Annotated in this window: 17 protein-coding genes; 16 read left to right on the forward strand and 1 reads right to left on the reverse strand. The window is 65.3% G+C overall.

Annotated elements, in window-relative coordinates; genetic code table 11:
• The first annotated feature begins 97 nt into the window (after positions 1 to 97).
• From ACFXN1_RS14340 to ACFXN1_RS14400, 13 genes are all read left to right on the forward strand, one after another.
• Positions 98 to 1,162 (forward strand): C40 family peptidase, encoded by a 1,065-nt coding sequence (locus ACFXN1_RS14340; protein ID WP_379463590.1) that lies wholly within the window; start codon positions 98 to 100, stop codon positions 1,160 to 1,162.
• A 264-nt stretch (positions 1,163 to 1,426) separates the two neighbouring features.
• Positions 1,427 to 1,969 carry a hypothetical protein gene (locus ACFXN1_RS14345; protein WP_379439943.1) on the forward strand — a complete coding sequence of 181 codons (543 nt, stop codon included), beginning with the start codon at positions 1,427 to 1,429 and terminating at the stop codon, positions 1,967 to 1,969.
• Positions 1,966 to 2,532, forward strand: coding sequence for a hypothetical protein (locus ACFXN1_RS14350; protein WP_379439945.1), 567 nt, complete (start codon positions 1,966 to 1,968; stop codon positions 2,530 to 2,532). Before ACFXN1_RS14345 ends, ACFXN1_RS14350 begins: the two co-directional genes overlap by 4 nt.
• The gene (locus ACFXN1_RS14355; RefSeq protein ID WP_379439946.1) at positions 2,529 to 3,518 is read left to right on the forward strand and encodes a hypothetical protein; all 990 of its coding nucleotides are present in this window, start codon (positions 2,529 to 2,531) and stop codon (positions 3,516 to 3,518) included. The genes ACFXN1_RS14350 and ACFXN1_RS14355 overlap by 4 nt, the downstream gene beginning before the upstream one ends.
• 61 nt (positions 3,519 to 3,579) lie before the next feature.
• Positions 3,580 to 4,455, forward strand: a complete 876-nt coding sequence (locus ACFXN1_RS14360; protein ID WP_379439948.1) for a hypothetical protein — start codon at positions 3,580 to 3,582, stop codon at positions 4,453 to 4,455.
• 283 nt (positions 4,456 to 4,738) lie between these two features.
• On the forward strand, positions 4,739 to 5,647 hold the full coding sequence (locus ACFXN1_RS14365) for a hypothetical protein (RefSeq protein ID WP_379439949.1): 909 nt from the start codon (positions 4,739 to 4,741) through the stop codon (positions 5,645 to 5,647).
• 55 nt (positions 5,648 to 5,702) lie between these two features.
• On the forward strand, positions 5,703 to 6,638 hold the full coding sequence (locus ACFXN1_RS14370; protein WP_379439951.1) for a hypothetical protein: 936 nt from the start codon (positions 5,703 to 5,705) through the stop codon (positions 6,636 to 6,638).
• 58 nt (positions 6,639 to 6,696) lie between these two features.
• Positions 6,697 to 7,623 (forward strand): hypothetical protein, encoded by a 927-nt coding sequence (locus ACFXN1_RS14375; protein WP_379439952.1) that lies wholly within the window; start codon positions 6,697 to 6,699, stop codon positions 7,621 to 7,623.
• Positions 7,624 to 7,923: 300 nt separating this feature from the next.
• Complete coding sequence (locus ACFXN1_RS14380; RefSeq protein ID WP_379439954.1) at positions 7,924 to 8,730, forward strand: hypothetical protein; 807 nt, start codon at positions 7,924 to 7,926, stop codon at positions 8,728 to 8,730.
• Positions 8,727 to 10,013 carry a hypothetical protein gene (locus ACFXN1_RS14385; RefSeq protein ID WP_379439955.1) on the forward strand — a complete coding sequence of 429 codons (1,287 nt, stop codon included), beginning with the start codon at positions 8,727 to 8,729 and terminating at the stop codon, positions 10,011 to 10,013. The genes ACFXN1_RS14380 and ACFXN1_RS14385 overlap by 4 nt, the downstream gene beginning before the upstream one ends.
• A 64-nt stretch (positions 10,014 to 10,077) precedes the next feature.
• On the forward strand, positions 10,078 to 11,928 hold the full coding sequence (locus ACFXN1_RS14390) for a type IV secretory system conjugative DNA transfer family protein (RefSeq protein ID WP_379463591.1): 1,851 nt from the start codon (positions 10,078 to 10,080) through the stop codon (positions 11,926 to 11,928).
• Positions 11,925 to 12,812, forward strand: a complete 888-nt coding sequence (locus ACFXN1_RS14395; protein ID WP_379446252.1) for a DUF4913 domain-containing protein — start codon at positions 11,925 to 11,927, stop codon at positions 12,810 to 12,812. Before ACFXN1_RS14390 ends, ACFXN1_RS14395 begins: the two co-directional genes overlap by 4 nt.
• 152 nt (positions 12,813 to 12,964) lie before the next feature.
• Complete coding sequence (locus ACFXN1_RS14400) at positions 12,965 to 13,366, forward strand: hypothetical protein (protein WP_379446251.1); 402 nt, start codon at positions 12,965 to 12,967, stop codon at positions 13,364 to 13,366.
• A gap of 6 nt (positions 13,367 to 13,372) precedes the next feature.
• Here ACFXN1_RS14400 and ACFXN1_RS14405 read toward each other — a convergent pair whose 3' ends face one another.
• Entirely contained in the window at positions 13,373 to 14,572 is a 1,200-nt protein-coding gene (locus tag ACFXN1_RS14405) for a helix-turn-helix domain-containing protein (RefSeq protein WP_379446250.1), read from the reverse strand.
• Between the two features lie 734 nt (positions 14,573 to 15,306).
• Here ACFXN1_RS14405 and ACFXN1_RS14410 point away from each other — a divergent pair.
• From ACFXN1_RS14410 to ACFXN1_RS14420, 3 genes are all read left to right on the forward strand, one after another.
• Positions 15,307 to 15,729, forward strand: coding sequence for a hypothetical protein (locus ACFXN1_RS14410; RefSeq protein ID WP_379446249.1), 423 nt, complete (start codon positions 15,307 to 15,309; stop codon positions 15,727 to 15,729).
• Between the two features lie 133 nt (positions 15,730 to 15,862).
• Entirely contained in the window at positions 15,863 to 16,084 is a 222-nt protein-coding gene (locus tag ACFXN1_RS14415) for a DUF397 domain-containing protein (protein ID WP_379446248.1), read from the forward strand.
• A 230-nt stretch (positions 16,085 to 16,314) separates the two neighbouring features.
• Positions 16,315 to 17,579 (forward strand): IS3 family transposase gene (locus tag ACFXN1_RS14420; protein WP_379446247.1). Its coding sequence is split into 2 segments (ribosomal slippage): positions 16,315 to 16,594 and positions 16,594 to 17,579, totalling 1,266 coding nucleotides; the frame shifts between segments, so codons are not numbered across the junction.
• Positions 17,580 to 17,748: the final 169 nt, after the last annotated feature.

Consider the following 17,748-nt stretch of genomic DNA (forward strand, 5'->3'; position numbering starts at 1 on the left):
CGCACATCATGCCGGCCTTGCGCCTGACAGCGGGGAGGCGAGGAGATGACCGTTGAATCTGTCGAAGTCCTCAGCAGCGGCCGCGTTGTCGCTTCCCATGCTCCTGATCGTGTTCGTTGCGGTGATAGTCGGGGCTACATCCATGTCGTCCTGTGCGACGGCGGTGTCGGGCAGTGGATTGCAGAGTGCGACACGCGTACAGGTCGACGGGTTGACCGAAGCGCAGCTGCAGCTGGCTCGCAACGGGGTCGCGATCGGCAAGCAGCGTGGCGAGCCCGAAGCGGTGATCCTCGCAGAGCTCGCCGCCCAGGCCACCGAATCCACCTTGCGGAACCTGGCGAATCCGGCGGTGCCGGATTCGCTGAACTACAGCAACGACGGACTGGGGTACGACGGAGATTCGGTGGGTCCGCATCAGCTGAGGGCCAGTGTGTGGGGTTCAGTCGGCATCGCCACCCTGATGAACCCGACGTATCAGATCAACTGGTTCTACGACCAGGCCGACCGTATTCCCGCCCGCGACCGGATGGCACCCGCCGACGTGGCGCAAGCCGTCGAGGTGGCCAAGGTCAATGCGTATGCGGGACAAATGGATTTGGCGCGAAACCTGTACGCCAAGTTCGCCAACCTCGACCCGGCCTCGCTGTCGACTGCTCAAGCCGGTCAACCGGCGATCGGATGCGGTCTCAACGGCGCCGGCATGCTGCTGCCGGGGGCGAGCAGCGACTTCGGTTCCGCGATCATCGCCGCGGCGCAGAAGTGGATCGGAACTCCCTACGTCTGGGGCGGCGGCGACCAGAACGGACCGACCGACGGCGGCTTCGACTGCTCGGGATTGACCCTGTATGCGCTGTACCAAGCATCCGGTGGACGCTTGCGGCTGCCGCATTTCACCCAAGCCCAGCAAGACCACCCCGCCGCGCAGGTCGTTCCTTTCGACCAGCGCCAGCCCGGCGATCTGATCTTCTTTACCTCCTCTGGCGAGAGCTCCTCGCATCATGTCGCGATCTATTACGGGCGCAACGACCAAGGTCAAGATCTGGTTCTGCATGCCCCCCAGAGCGGGCAGACGGTCACTATCGCCCCGTTGTGGCACGGCGACCGCCTCGATGTACGCCGCTACTCGATTCCCGCCGACTCCGGTGTAGGTTCTCATGACTGATTGCGCTTTCTCACCAATCTTGCGTCGGCTCTGCGCCATTCAGGTGCGCAGATCGCAAACCGACAGGTCAGCAGCTCGTCATGCGTTGCGCCAGGACGAGTGTGGCCGACGAGGACACCTGCTCGTTGAGGAATGCGCAAAGTCGATAGGAATCCCCGTCGCAAAGTCGATGAGAAACCTCGGCGAATCCAAAGGTCGTGAAGCGCCTGACCGCAAAGTCCGGCGAGAACCTACATCCGGCACTCGTGAAGGAGGGAAAGGCCTGTGACACAACCCAACCCGTCTGCTGCGAGCCGTCGAGTCTCCGACGGCACCGAACTCCCATCTGCTCGACCCGACGCCGGCGGGCGAGATGTCCGGCCGGGCAAGAACACGACGCCGGAAGAGCGCTTGGCTGTCTTGGCCGCGCGCGGACCGCATCTGATGCTGTGGTCGGCGGCGACGCGCCACACCTTCACTGTATGCCGACCCGACAGGGCCGTCATCTGGCACGCCCGATTCCACGCCGACCTCGTCATCGATGACGAGATGATCGCGGCTAAAGTCGCAGCACTGCAGGCGATTTGGATCGCCGCGCGCGCTCGTCAGGAATGGGGCGCCGACATCGCCACGCTTCGATTGACCGTGGCGCAGGCCGGTGTCGAGCGCGGGGTGCTCGAGACCGCCGCGATCAGCAGCGGGCTGATTCTGGACCTCGTCGTCGATGCCTGCGCCAATCCTGCCCTCGATCATCCCGAGGGGCGGGTCATCGACTGGTGGACACGCGATCTCGGTGCCCTGATCCACAACCCCCAGGGGCTGATATGACACCCGAACTCTCCAGTCGACAGGCCGTGAGGACAGTCGCCACGGCGGTCATGTGCGCGATTGCGGCCGTGCTGCAAGGATGCGCCCACACGGAACTGGGCGAAGGTTCGAACGGGACTGGCTGCGGCGCAACCCAATTCGCGAAGCCCTTCGACCAGGTCGATGCCTGCTCGCCAGCACAGGTCACCCTCGCCGCGATACAAACGACGTTCAGCTACCGGCCCGCGCAGCAGGCCGACCAAGGTTCGTCCTTCCGGGCCGCGGCCCCGCTGATGGACGATGCGCTCGCTGCCCGCTGGGGCACCGGCGCCACCGTGCTCGCCCCCATCACGGCCTCGCAATGGCAGTCGTGGCGAGACATCGACATCACGATCACCGCGACCGCGCGGCTGGGTACCGATGACCATCCACCCGATACCAGCGTGAGCTTCGCGCGGGTCGTAGCAGTCACCCTGTTGCCCGATCATGCGGTGGGGGCGATAGCGCTGACGGTCTTTGTCCGGGCTGTCCGTCTGGATTCTTCGGCGGGATGGCGTGTTTCGGCGTTGGAGGTGAGGACGTGAGCGGGGGAGACCCGGTCGAGGAGGGCGGGCAAGCGGTCCGGACCGGATTCGTACAGGCCATGCAAACCTCGGCGATGACGATGAATCTGCTGCAACGCCGCGGCGCCGAATCGAGATCGGCCGCCGAGTTCGAGCGCCGGGCCGAGGAATCAGAGATCCGGCTACAGCAGAACCGCGAAGTCCACGATCTGAAGGTCGCCGGCTATCAGAACCGCGCCGCCCACGAGTCCGAAATCCACACGCTCGAAACAGATTTCAAGGCACGCCAGATCGAACGCGCCGAAGAGCTGCACCTGCTGGAACTGCGGATCAAAGAGCGGATCATCGAACGCGGAGATGCCGACCTCGACCGGCGCGCCGCCGACAGTGCAGCCGACCGCGCGAACAAAGACGAACTCCATCACCTGCAGCGTCAGAATCTTCTCAACCGCGGCGTCTGGGAAGAACAACGCCACGACCTCGACGTCGAGTACAAGCGCCTGCTCATCGAGATCCGCCGTCGTGCAGCTGGTTTCACCGAAACCCTCAACACTCAGGATTCGGACCACGCCGCCGGTTTGCGGTCGGCCGCAGCGTATGCCGCCGCCCACAGTTGCGCCGATCTGTCCGAGGAGCACCGATCACACGCGCAAGCCTTCGACGAGCGACTCACCGAAGACACCAGCATGAACCCCGCCGACCTGCTCGACGCACACTCCGATGACATCGCCGCGGGATCGGCGATGACCCCGGCCGTTTTGCGTGCGACTCGCGGCCTGACCGAAGAATTGAACTTCTACATCGTCGTCAACCACGCGGCCCAGTCCGATCCGACGGGGCCGGTCGGCGAGGTCGTGGACGGCAGCGTGATCGACGCGGCGATCGAGGCGGCCGACGTGCTCGATGTCGAGGTGGTCGAAGAACGCGGTGCGGACCCGGACCCTGTCGTGCCGCCGCAGGTGACGGCGACGCCGCCGATAGCGCCGGACCAGGGGATCGAGCCATGAGCACGAGTCCAAGGGCCGCGCGCCAGCGGTATGCGAGGAGATCGTCGGTCGGGAGCAGGCGATGAGCAAGCCGACCCGGATGCAGATGAAAGTCCTCAAGGCCGTTCACGGTCAGGCCGCGATGGCGCGTGTGATGCGCGATCGCGCGAGGGCCCGGCAGCAGGCGACGGGCAACCCGCCGCCGAGTTCGTGGTATGAGGATTTCCACGGACATGCGCTGCTGCGTCAACAACTCGAAAATGCCGCCGCAGCAGCGGCGATCCCGACGGTGTGGGTCGAGCAGTGCCGCCATCGCGGTGATCTCGGGATGCGATGGCGAGCCGATGTGCACTGGCGTGACCCGGAGCGGGTCGACCGAGAACATTCGTTGGCCGAGCTCGAACAGCAGGTCCGGCATGTACAGGAGATGGCGGCTGTGGCCGCCATGTACGGGGAGCGTGGCGCGGGCGCCGAGGTCGGCACCGCGCAACTGTTCGACCGCAAGTTGCGAGTGCTGGCCCAGCATGCCCGCGCCATGGCCAGCGTGCTCGACCTTTCAGCCGAGGAAGCCGATCGTCTGTGGGGAGAACGCAGCTGGGCATCGGCCACCGCAGCTGTGCGGGATTTCGATGCCGCCGCGCTGGTGACGCGGTGGCGGGCTCACGCCAGTGCCGACACGACCGATTTCGCCCTTCAGGTCAAAGCGCTCGGTGACGCCGGCCTGCCACCGGAGCGCGGCGTGTGGGAGCGGCTGACTCCGGCCCACATGATCGAGGAAGTCCGAACACAGCTGTTAGCGACTCCCCGCGAGCCGGGGGTGGAGCCGCAACCCGGCGCGCAGATCGGTGCAGCGATCGACGCCGCGGGAATCCGTAGCGACGCGAACACCTCGTTCGAACTCGACACCATCCCGGCGCCTGCCCCTGCGGCCGAAACAACGCCGGGAATCGAACCATGAACGAGCCTCCAGACTAGATCCGCACGGCGTCAGCAGAACTGGCTGCTCCGAGCGCCGCGCAGAAGATGCTGTTGCGGGAAATTCGGAACACCGCCAAACAGTGCGCGGACATGCTCGAGGCCCATCGCATCGTCGGTGAGGTCACCGGCACCCTCGCACCTCAATCCTTCTACTCCGCGCTGGAAACGCAGGGACCGCAACCCTGACTTCCCCGAGTGCTCTGGGGTGATCGATCGATGAAAACCATTGCATTGCACGGCAGTACAAGTCGAGAGGAATCTCAATGACCGAACCGAATCCGCCTACGGCGATGGCCGGGGAGCCGCGCTGGCGGCTGCGTTTGCTCGATCGGATTCAGAACCTTGCCGCCAATCGTGCGCGTGTTCTTCAACAGGGATATCAGATCACCAGCATGAACGGGGATGCCCAGGTGCTGGCGTGGCGGACCCAGCTGCATCTGCTGGCCGACGCCCGCGCAGAGGCGGAAGCCCACGCCCACGCGGTGGGCATCGCCGACGCGCACATCGAGGATGCCCGGTTGCTGGGGAACCGAGGGTTTCGCGTGTATTCCGATGCGCGGGCCGGAAATCCGGTGCGTGACAAGATGATCGACGGTGTCGCCGGCGACACTTGGCAGCTGCAGCATATGGCCGCCATCCACATGGTCGGCGCGCTGGGGCCCAGTCCCGTCGGTGCCGGGGCGGATTCGCAGGTGGCCGCTCAATTCGAACGCAACGTGGCGGCGGTGTGGATGCGCGCGTCCGTGGTCTCGCACGCCATCAGCTTGACCGCTGAGGAATACGCGGGAATGTGGGCTACCGACGTGCCCGGCTGGCAGCGGGTGCTGGCCGCCACTGTCGACACTTACGACCACGCGGGGTTGGAACAACGCTGGCGAATCTATGCCTGGCCTGGTCTGGGCGAGGAAGCGCACCGAGACCTGCGCGTGCTCGGCATCGACCCCGCCGAGGCGTTCGCCCCGGACCCTATTCCCTTGCCGCACACCATGTATGAGCAGGCGTCGGCGGCACTCGATGCCGCCGACCATACCGTCATGGCCCTAGTGATCGATCATGCGGTCGACACGGCCCTGCCCACCGAGGCCGCCGAACTGGCGTGGACCACCGAACCGGCCGAGGGTTCCGGCGGATCGGCGCCACCTGTGGATCCCGCCCGTGGAGTCGAGTCATGAGCCGGGGCGCCCCGCACCGGGCCACACCGCCGGTGAACGCAGGGGGTGGGAAGCGATGACGGGGCCGAACCCGCAGTCCCGCGGGCGGGAGATCCCCGGGGACCAGATCGCGCTGCTGCAACGCATCCAAGGGCTGGCACTGCACAGCGGCCGGTTGCTGCAGGCGATGTATGAAGGCGGTGGTGACGCGCGAACATCGATGCGGGCGATCGCGGAAATCAATGCGCTCGACCGTGACCGGGATCTGACCGAGATCAAGGCTCGTGCCGCGGGTGTCCCGGTCGAATGGATCGATCGAGTCCGGACTCTGGGGCAACGTGGTTACCCGTGGCGCGAGGGTCAACCCTTGCCCGATCCCGCGCCCCGCGGGTGGCGGCGCACGATTCGGCGGGTCGCCGACGATGTCGAACAGCTCAAGGACATGGCTGCCGTCCACGCCGCCTACCTGCACACCCGACCCGTCGGTGAGCCTGTCTCGGAGATGGAGCAGGCGGTGACGCAGCAGTTGCATCGCAACATGGCCGCGTTGTGGATGCGTGCTGGACGTACTGCCGAATCGATCGGCATGAGCGCAGGTGAACGGGCCGTGTTGTGGACGGTGGCGCCCGAGGAGTGGGCGCAGCGGGTAGGCCACTACCTCGGCGGTGAGGACCTCGGTGAGCTCCAGACGCGGTGGCGCCGATACGGCGATGCTGCCATCGCGACCGCTGCCCGCAAGTCTTTGGGCAAGTTGCGGCGCGCGGGCGAACACGGCCCCGATATTCCGCTGCCGGACATGCCGATGCGCCCACCTCAGATGCTGCACGAAGCCCACGCCACCGTCGCCGATCTCGACTCCCCGGGCAGCGCGGAGAACAGCGCGATCACCGCCGCCGTCGAGGCCGCACTGCCCGAGGACGTGGCGGCCGACTGGTCCACTCAGGACCACCCGCTGCCGGGCACGTCTGGGCATGGGAGCGAGCAACACGTGAACAGTGAGCTCGAGCCATGACAGACGCGATGCGAATTATGTTGTTGTGTAACACTTTACGTGTCGAGCGGTGGTCACGATGACTGGCCCCGATCGGGAGTCGCCGGCGGTGGCGATCGAGCGGTGGAAGATCGATCTGCTCCGGCAGGTCCACGACTTCGCCGCGGAGTTCCGGCGGATCGACGCTCTCGGGCCCCAAGGCTACGACGGCACCGACGGCGATGCCGAGAAAGATTGGCTCGATCACCTCGACGCGTTGTCCGCTGCGCGGGAAGCAACCGAACGCATCGCGCTGTCGGCGGGGATCCCGCAACCCTGGATCGAACGAGCCCGCACCGTCGGTGCCGAGTACTCGCCGACACCCGCACCGGACATGTCAGAGGAGCCGGTGGGGGAAGCCAAGCAGTTCTATCTCGACATGCTCAGTGTCGAGGTGTGGAACCTGCAACGCATGGCGTATGTGGCCGCCGCCCGGGAACTCCGTACCCGGGAGGGCGCCTACGAATTCGGGACAGACCCGGTCTCGGGCACCGAATACCGCAACAACATGCACCTGCTGTACCTGCGGGTGCAGGCGCTGGCCGACGCCGCGCAACTGAACCATCACGACGCCGAGACGCTGTGGGGTGCAACGGAAACCGCTGGGCTGCGGCAGGTGACAGCGGTCGCGGTGAACAGCTGGGACAACCTGAGCTTGGAATTCGCGTGGCGGCAGTACGCGCGACCCAACCCCGCTTCCGCGGTCCCGCCCTACCTCGGCGACGAACGCTCCGGACGTCGGCTCGCGCGCAGCGCCGTGAGCCCACCGACGCCTGAGCAGCTCATCGCCGACGCCGCGCACGCGTTGCGCGAGCACCCCTTCTGGCCGCCGACCCCACACTGGGACATCGAAATCGCCGTCGACGTGGCGCTGCCGGCCGAAGTCGACTGGCATTGGGGTCCCCAACCGCCTCCGCCCGACACCGCGGCGGGTCAAACCCCACCTACGCCCGGGCCCGAACCCTGACTCGACCCTCATCTTCTGCACGGGTGACCATGCACGCCGCATGAGGACACCGCAGGATATCTGGCTCGTGGTGGCGCTGGCGCCGACCACTGCGAGAACTACTCAGCAACTTCTCCGCGAGGAACATTAGGCGACCGCGAAGGCGGAAACATGGTGTCCGACAAATACTTCGACAATTCTGCTGACCAAGCAGCATCTGGAAAGCTCCCACGCACGTCCGGATCGTCCTGGTCCTTACGTGTACAGGACCCGACCCCGGCGACTACGCCCGCAGGGGATCGGTTGGCGGGTGTGCGTCGGATGTATGGATCGAAATTCGATGTGCCCCAAGCCTTGCGTGAGGGCGCGATTGCTCACCGATTCGGCGCCGGCGACATCGACGCCGTCCACGCCGCGAAACTCAAAGCCGTCCAGAACGCCGCATTCCTGCGCGCGGCATGGATGACCAACGCTGTCGCCAACGATCTCGACATCGGCGATCCCCGACCCCGCTGGGCGATGTTCGTCAACGGGATCGCCGAAGACCTGCACGCGGCACGCATCGACGCCGCGCAGGCAGGAGTCGATTCTGCCGATATCGAGCATGCCGACAAGGTCGGTGCCAGCGGACTCGCCTGGGAACAGCAGCCCGCTCACCGGCTGTTGGGCCGTCTGGAAGACCTCAGTCACGAGCTGTATCACCTCGGCAGCCACAACGCCGAACAAGCCGAACGGATCCGACACCTCACCCAGCGGCTGGACACCGCCGAGGCCGCTCTCGATGCCCTCGGCGACACCGTGGCCCAGCAGGAGGTCTCGCTGCGCGAACTGCTGGGCGAAGTCGTCGACCACCACTGGAACACCAGCCGCCCCGAGGTGGTGAACGCGCCGGGATCGCTGGCGAGGTTGCGTGAGGCCAACACGATCCTCTCCGCCGCCAACACCGTCGACGCTCTCGACCTACCGCAACCTCGAGACAGAGGCGCGCCAGCGGGCGCCGACATCGGTACAGCGGTCGAGGTCGCCATGGCAGGCACCGATCCACCAAACAGCGAGGATCCGGCCCTTCCAGCGCCGCCGGTCACCCCACAGCCTTCTGCCACGACCGAATCGGAGCTCGAGCCATGACCTGGATCGCTGAACCGGTCGGGTACGCCAATCCCGCCTACTACTCCGATTCGGCCGACCGCATCGAACGGCAACTGCGCGCCGATTTCGCCAAGTACTACCAGTTGCGCGAGATCGCACCGTTCGGTGACACACCGGAGGACACCGCCGAAATGACCCAGCAGGCAGACGATCTCGCGATGCGGTGGGGACGCCACGAATCACCGCAACGCCGCCGGATGTGGGAGACGCTGCAGGCCGCGGTGATGGGCTGGGAAGTCCGCCCCGACCTCGCGCGCCGCAACTTCGACCAACTCGCCCTCGCGCGAGCGGCCGGGGATCTCACCGTCGACGACGCCCTGTGGCGCAGCCTTGCGCAGGCCCGCGCGATCACCGGCCACGGCACCGATCTCCCCGTCGCCGGTTCCACCCAGGACGCGGTGCACCGATTCCCGAATCTGGAGCTCGAGCCCGCACTCACCGACCACACGCACCGAGCCGGACCCGAATCCGATTCGCGCACTGCCGTGGAGCGCACCCTCGGCGCACCCCGTGATCGCTCGGCCGACTCGAACATCGCCAGCCTCGAGCAGATCCGAGCCATCATCGCCGCCACCGACGTGGCTCTCGGAGTCGAAGAAGACGCCGGTGATCTCGATACCGGCCGTGACGCCCGCGCCGTGCTGCTGCCCCGCGCTGTGCGTGAGGCGCCGATCAGCTACAACTACGCCCAATCCGGGGTGTGGGAGCTACGCCAGGCCGCGCTGCTGCGCGAGGTCCAAGACCTCGCCTGCGAACACAGCAGCCTCGCCGACGACTTCGACGGACACGACGATCAAGCCCGCATCACCAGACTCGAAGCCTTACGCGACGCGCTGGCCTTGGCGCGCCGGGACGCGCTGCGCGCCGGCGTGCCCGCCCCCGATGTCGACCGCGCCTATGTCCTCGGCCGCGACGGCACCTACTGGAGCACCGAACCCTCCCACCCGCGTCTGGGCCGCATCGCGCAACTGTCCGACGAACGCGACCGCGCCCGCGCCGAGGCCGCCGCCCTACGCAGCCGACACACCAGCCCGCCACAGCACCCCGACGTCATCATGCATCCACCCTCTGAAACAACCAACGGCACAACAGTTTCCACCGACGCCCTAAACCCGATATCCGCTGAGGGCGGCGCTCGGATCGTCGAAGCCATCGACGCCGTTCTCGCCGACACCGACGCCGAGAACTGGACCGAAACCCATCCCGTCACACACGACCCCACCTCAGCGAGCGCGGAGACCGAACTCGGGGTGCAGCCATGAAACCGACTGCACAGCAATTGATCCCACGGTGCCTGATGCGTGAAGCGGGGTCGGTGTCATGCCGGTGAGAGAGACGCGTCGCCGCAAGACCGGCGGCCTCGGCGAGGAAGCATGGCTGCTGTTGCTGTTCCTCGCTGTTGTCTTCGTCGCGCTTCTCGGCTGGGCTGCCTTGTCCGCGGGGAGCTTGATGGCAGGGCTGCCGGTGACGGCGAATCCGGTCGCCGCGCTGCTCGAGATCGCTCTCGGGCGACGGACCTGGCCGTGGCAATCCACGTGCATCGCAATCATTTTCACTGGCGGTGCGATTGCCGGAGCCCTCTCGATTCGGAAGCGGGTGCCCGCGCGTGCCGGTCTCGACTCGGCGGCGCGAACGATGGCCCCACCACGCGCCATCACGCTCGCCCGAGCTCGAGACAACCGCACTGCCGCGACCCGCCTGCTCAAGGACGCACCTGCCGACATACGCCAGCGCCCGGGGCCGCCGCTGGGGCGCACCGTGATCGGCGATGTCGACCTGTTCGTGCCCGCCGAGCTGGGGGTGTTCATCGCCGCCGGTCAACGGACCGGCAAAACCATGGCTTGGGCCATCCCTGGGCTGCTCTCGGCGTGGGGGCCTGCGCTGGCCACCAGCAACAAGCCAGACCTCTACCGGCACACCAGATTCGGGCGCGCGCAGCGTGGCCGCGTGTGGCTGTGTGATCTGCAAGCAGTCACCGGGCGCGCGGAATGCGAGTTCTGGGTCGATCTGCTCGCCCAGGTCAACAGCCTGCCCGCCGCACGGAAGCTGGCGGCCTTCTTCGTCAGCGGATCCTCCGGCTCCGCAGCCCAGCAAGCCAACGCGAAGGTCGATTCGTATTTCGATGGTGGTGCGCAGGAGTTACTGGCCCTGTACATGTTCGCTGCGGCGTGTGTCGGCGGCGATCTGCTGCATGTCGCCGAATGGCTCTCCGGCGACCAAGACCAAGCACCCGCGTTGATCCTGCGCCACCACGGCCACCATCGGCCCGCGCAACGGATCCTCGACGCGCAAAGCCTGTATGCCCGGCAACGAGATGGGTTGTACGACATGGGCAGACGATTCCTCAACGTGCTCAGCGACGCCGACTACGCCCGCATGATCACCCCACCGGCCCGCAAACACTTCACCGTCTACGAAGGCGAAGACACCATCGTCATCGACATCACCCACGAACCCGACACCCACGCACTACCGCAATTCAAACCCGCCCACTTCGTCCACAGCAACGACACCCTCTACGCGCTGTCGATGACCGGCCCCGACTCCGCCGGACCGCTGACCGCCGCGATCGTGGGACAGATCCTCGAAGCCGCCCTCGCCGTGGCACGCTCACGCCTCGACGGCCGGCTCGCGGTACCGCTGCTGGCGGTCCTCGACGAAGCCGCCAACTGCGCCCGCATCGGCGAACTGCCCAGCTACTACACCTACTGCGGCGGCTGCGGCATCATCCTCATGACCATCATCCAAGTCCTCGAACAAGGCGAAGACCTGTGGGGCGTCAACGGCGTGAAAACCATGCGCGCCCAATCGATCGAACTCTACGGCGGCAACATCGCCGCCGTGAACTACCTCGAGGAATGGTCGAAAATGATCGACGAACACGACGTCGCCGACCGCTCCCGCTCCATCGGCCCCGGCGGAGTCAACCGGACCGTGTCATGGCGCGCCGAGCCGATCCTCAACGTCGCCAAACTCGGCGCACTACCTAAAAACCGCGCCCTGATCCGGCTGCCGGGCCACGAACCGATCCTCGTGCGCAAGATCTTCTGGTGGGACCACCCAGAATTCGCGCCGATCGTCCACGCCTCCCTGGCCGAGTTCGAGCCGACCGTTTCACTGGTGAAACAGCCGCGAACGCCCAGTGAGAACGGACGGCAGGGAGGTACCCCACAGTGACCACGACATCGTCCGGGCCGGCCTCATCTCAGAGCGGATCCGGCAAGAAGGCGCCCAAGCCCCCCGCATTTCCCGACTTCGTCGCTTTCGGTGAGAAATGGCTGTTCCCGTTCGTCACGGTCCGGCTGGCCGAAGCCAACCGCGAAAACACCTACACGTGGTGTGCGCAATGGTGGCGGCATCGTCCCGTTTCTGTGCGAATCGCGCACCTGCACAACGCATTCGAAGCCTCACGCCGCAGCCAATCCGGCGGCGCCATCTCGAGCCTTCTCCTCAGCCACATCGACGCCCACATGCGCATCATCCTCGACGCCGCCAACGGCCCCCTACACCGCTGCACCAGAACCAAACACACCGCACTGCCGTCACCGTCCGCGGAACCAGTACCGCCAGGATGGTTCGGGCCGCCACGACGTCCCCCGTCGAGGAACAATGACGGCAAAGACCGTAAGGCCAAACCGCCACGCTTCGCCCACTACTCCACCTTCGTCGACCGATGGCTCCTACCCGTGACCGCGGTACGTGTGGCAGCGAATCATCGTGAAGGCCAATACACGTGGTGTCGGCAATGGTGGGCACACCACGGAGCGGCGGTCCGATTCGCCGCCCTGCACGCCGTGTTCGAAGCAGCGCGCGTCACCGAAGACCTCACGGCCATGAGCACACTGTTCGTCTCGCACATCGACCCGCACATGCGCGTCATCCTCGATGCAGCACAGGGGCCATTACATCGATGCACCCCAACCCGGCACGTCCCTCAGCCCGGACTTCCCTTCGATGCTGTGCCGACGGCATGGTTCGGACCACCAGGAGAAAGCCTTTCGATCGACGAACTCGGATTCGGACCCGACTTCCGGGCACTACGCCATACGGCACCGACCTGACGTCTGCCACCAACGTGAGTGGAACGAGGACAAGCGTACGGTGATCGCAGGCGGGACTGCAGTGATCAGTAGCGGCTACGAGAACCGTCCCATCACAGCGCTCAGGCTCCCTTGGTCCTCCGCATCGCCCTCATCCCCGTATCGTGGTCGATATGGGCGGCATGATCACCGTTGAAGCTCTTCGGGAAGCGCTCGAGCATTCGTGGTCTGCGGATACCAGTAGCTCCGGTTCCTGGAGCGAGCACAACCGTGCAGAGGGGCAATGCGCGGTGACGGCGTGCATCGTCCAGGACTACCTCGGTGGTGAGATCCTCAACTCGGTCGCGACCCTGCCTAGCGGCAAGATCGTGTCGCACTACTTCAACGTCATCGATAGTCAACGTCTCGACCTCACAGCGCAGCAATTCCCCTCTGGCACAACGTTTAGCGAGCCGGCACCGAAGACCAAGGGGTATCCATCGACCCGCGACTACTGCATGTCGTACGAGGACATGGTGCGCAGGTATCGCACGCTCGCGGAACGAACCGCGCGCCACCTGTACGAGACGGCCTAATATGTGTCAGAGCGCAGTCCACAACTCGAGGAACGCGCGCACCTCGGGCACGGCGAGGTGGGGCCTCACATCGGACGCGAACTCGATGATCGCGGTCTGCAGCCGCTCCGAACCCACAGTGCTGACTTCTTCGAAGTTGTCGATCAGCAGAGCGCACCCGCCGGCAACGTCGCCTGCGCGTACGTAGTTCTGCGCCAGGCGAATTTGCCAGGCTGTCCGCTCACGTGGGTACAACGATGTTCCCTTGATCGCCAGCGTCAGATAGTTCGCCGCCTCTGCATAGTCGCCGATCCTCATAAAGGCCAGTCCCGTTAGACCGCTCAGTTGCGCCTCGGACAAGAAGGTCAGATAACCCGGGTCAAAGCCGCGGGTCGACTCAAATGCCCGACGAGCGCGTCGAACCGCCGCCACCATGGCGGCCCGGTCCCCGAGCACGCTGTACGCCTCAGCTTCGCGGATCGCGGCCAGCGCACGTATCTTCGGGCCGCCCTCGCGCCGGGCCGCGAGTTGCGCGGCCTCGGCAAGCTTGACACCTTCCTTCGGACGCGAGCCCTCGCGATACGACAGCAAGCAGGCGTTGATCCAGGCGTGTGCGGCGGCGATGCCGTCGCCGGCGCCTGTCGCGGTCTTGGCGGCGTCGGCGTAGTACCGGTTCGCTTCGGTCCATCTGCCTGCGTCGTAATGAATCCAGCCTGCGGCAGTCATCATCTCAGCGCTTGCGCTCGTCAGTGCCTTACCGACCTTGTCGGTGTAGCTGCCGTGGTCGAGCAGGTGCTCGACGTACCGTGCCTCATTCATAGCCAGCTCACACAGGCGGTCGCCTCCAATCATGAGCTGAATCTTGTGAATCTGGTTGATACCCCGAGTAATTCGCTCGACATCGGTCAGTCCAACGGCGACGCTGTAGCCCGTCGCTGCTGGGGTCTGCCTATGACCTACGGACACGGTCGCGCCCGCCCTCCCTTTCAGGAAAGGGCGGCGCTCGCCGTCGGCCTCCTCGTCCGATTCGAAGATCAGCGCGGATAGTGGCACTTGCAACGCCCTCGCCACCCGTCGCAGAACGCGAACATCGTGCGCGGTTGGCCCGTCATGCTCGAGTTGAGAGACGCCGGGCTGTGTGAGGTGGATCAGCGCGCCGAGCTCGGCCTGAGTCATTCCGTTCGACACTCGTATCCGTCGAATGGCTGCACCGGTCGTCGTATGCATTCGGCACCCCGCTACGTCGGTGTCGCGTTCGTGGTCGACCCGAGATTGACCATTGAGCGCCAGCAAGTTTCGCTATCGCGCGTCACTCTATACCGATTTCCGTATATCGCATCTGGTTCTCAGCATGACGGAGTGAAGAGGCCTCCGTATCTGCCTTACGGTCGGTATCGCACCCGCTGCCAGGCAGTCAGGGCTCCCGCGTCGATTGGCTGTCGTGGTCTACCTGCCTACAGCAGTGGCATTCGCACAACGGGCACGCCGTTGGATTGTCTACAGCCGCACCCTGGCCCTCCAACAGCCGAACCCTCGATCGCGGAAGGGGCAAAGATTGGCGACAAAGCGAGCGATCGGATGTTTCCGATCGGACATATCGGGCTCACTCGAGAAGGTGGGGCGGGTTCCGACTCCTCAGTCTCCCCGCGCAATTCAGGAACACCTGTGCAAGACGTTCATGGCTGGACCTGGCGCCGACCGGAGGGTCCAATGAGCGCGCAGCCGAATCTCGTTGAACTGCCCGCGGATACGGACTCGGGAACGACCGTCGGTCTCTTGTCGCACAGTAGCCCTGGTTGCGCGCAGGCCGACCCACACCGGGCGATGCAAGTCCATCGCGCATGCCAGGTCAGCGTGTGCATTACGAAAACGATCGCGTTCTTGGAGCTGGCGCGCCGTGGTGCACTCGTCCCGGACTCTTGTCGGGTCGGCAGCTATCTGCACGCGCTCGAGGCCGTCCAATGAACATGTACGTCTTCGAACCTGCCACCGACGTCGACCTCAGTTCAGGCAAACCAATCCTTGCCCTGGGGTGGGTCTGGGCGCGGCACAGCGAAAACCTCAACACCGACACCACCAACGTTCGCACCTACATAGGAGGCAACGGGTGGCATGTTCCGCCGACGAGCTACATTTTGCCTCTGCCGGATGTGGTTCAGATCGGCACGTTGGTGCGGCGCGAGAAGGCGCTGAACCAGCTGATGCTCGCCTGCGGCTACTCCGAGGCACAGATCCTCGTTGTGCCCAGCCGTATGCATGTGCCTGACCTCGAAGTTGCCTCGCGCGTGATCAACATTGCCGACATCAGCAATGACGAAATCCTGCTCCGCCGCGCCAGTTCCAGACCCTTACGTCGATCACAGGGAGATGCAGGGCGGCCATGACCGGATGGCCGACGGCCAGGTCGCCGCCCAGACGCGGCGAGGCGCACGTTCGGTCGTCGCGAGACCGGTGCGCCCGCCGCTGAGAACCAGTTGTCATCGATTCCCTAGTCCAGTGTGAAGGAGAACGACCACCATGGACACCAACTCCGAGAATGCAATCGATCTCGCGGCCCTGACGTGGCGCAAGAGTGTGCACTCGAACCCCTCGGGCAACTGCCTGGAGGTCGCCGAGCTGCCTGGTGGCGGCATCGCGCTCCGCAATGGCCGCTATCCGGCCGCTTTCATCACGGCGACCCGCGGTGAACGCGATGCATTCCTCGCCGGCGTGAAGGACGGCGAGTTCGACGCCCAGTAGGTTCCGATATCGGGCACCGCCCCAGATCCGCTGACATCGACTGGGGCGGTGTGCGCATTCCAAACCCAGATCGCCGACGCCGAGTGTGGCAATCCGACAGGAGCGCACCAACTGCAACTTAAGGCCTGTACCCAGACGGCGACTGCGGCCTTCTCCCACCCTTGGACTCGTAGCCAGTGAATCGCCCCGAGTTTCATGCCCACTCCTTTTCTTGAGAGGATGGGCAAGAGATGCCAGCGAAGTACGACGAAGCGACCAAGGCCAAGGCTGTCCGGCTGGTCGTCGATCACCGTGACGACTACGACAGCGAAGGGGCCGCGATCAAGGCGGTGTCGGCTCGGCTGGGCATGACGGCGGAGACGCTGCGGAAATGGATCCGACAGGCCGCGGTCGATCGGGGCGAGGCCGAAGGGACCTCGACGGAGTCGGCCAGGATCATTCGTGAGCAGAAACGGAAGATCGCCGAGTTGGAGCAGACGATCGAAATCCTTTCTGCAGCAACGTCTTTTTTCGCGCGGGACAAGCACCCGCGACACCATTAGTGTGTGAGTTCATCGCCGAGCACAAGGCGCGGTTCCCGATCGCGGCGATGTGCCGGGCGCTGACCGCGCGCGAGGTGAAGATCTCGACGAGGACGTTCCATGCCTGGGTGAAACGTGCCCCGTCGAAACGGGCGTTGTGGGATACCGCCCTCACGGAGATCCTCGCCGGCTATTACGAGCCCGACGAGAACGGCAAACGTCGGCCGGAATGCCTGTACGGGGCGGAGAAGATGTGGGCGCACCTGCGGCGCGAAGGCATCCAGGTGGCCCGGTGCACGGTGGAACGGTTGATGCGGGCCAACCGGTGGCGAGGTGTGGTGCGGCGCAAGAAGATTCGCACGACCGAGGCCGATCCGGCTGCGGCGCGGGCGGCGGATCTGGTGGATCGGCAGTTCCGGGTGCCGGCACCGAACCTGCTGGTCGTGGCCGACTTCACCTATGTGCGGCTGGCGACGGGCGCGTTCGTGTACACGGCGTTCGTCATCGATGCGTACGCGGGCCGGATCCTGGGTTGGGAATGCTCGACCAGCAAGCTGACCGTGTTCGTGGAATCGGCGATCCGGCAAGCCGCCGCGCTGCGGACCCGTGAAGGTCATCCGCTGACTGATGCGATCCATCATTCGGATGCGGGGAGTCAGTATACGTCGGTGAAATTCGGTGAGACACTGATGCTTTCAGGACTCAGACCGTCGATAGGGTCGGTTGGCGATGCCTTCGACAATGCCCTCGCCGAGACCACGATCGGGCTTTATAAGACCGAAGCGGTCCGTGATGATTCCCCGTTCCGGCGAGGCCCGTTGCACCGGCTCGCTGATGTCGAGCAACTAACCCATGAGTGGGTCGGCTGGTTCAACGAGTCCCGGCTGATGCACCGGCTCGGCCGCAAACCACCGGTCGAGTACGAGGCCGACTACTATGCCGCTCTGACCGAACAACCGGTCGGAGACAGATAACCGGGTGCGCATGAAACCCAATGCCGTTAACTTACGCGCTGGTGTAGCCGGATCTCGGGCGGCTGGTGATGGTTGATGTTCTTGTGCGCCAGTGTTTTTCGTTTGAACTTGTGGCGTCCGGCGCGTTTGAGGACCCGGGGGTAGCTGCGTTGGCGCCGTGGCGGGTTGG

The sequence above is a fragment of the Nocardia sp. NPDC059154 genome, from assembly GCF_042755705.1.
Lineage (GTDB): Bacteria > Actinomycetota > Actinomycetes > Mycobacteriales > Mycobacteriaceae > Nocardia.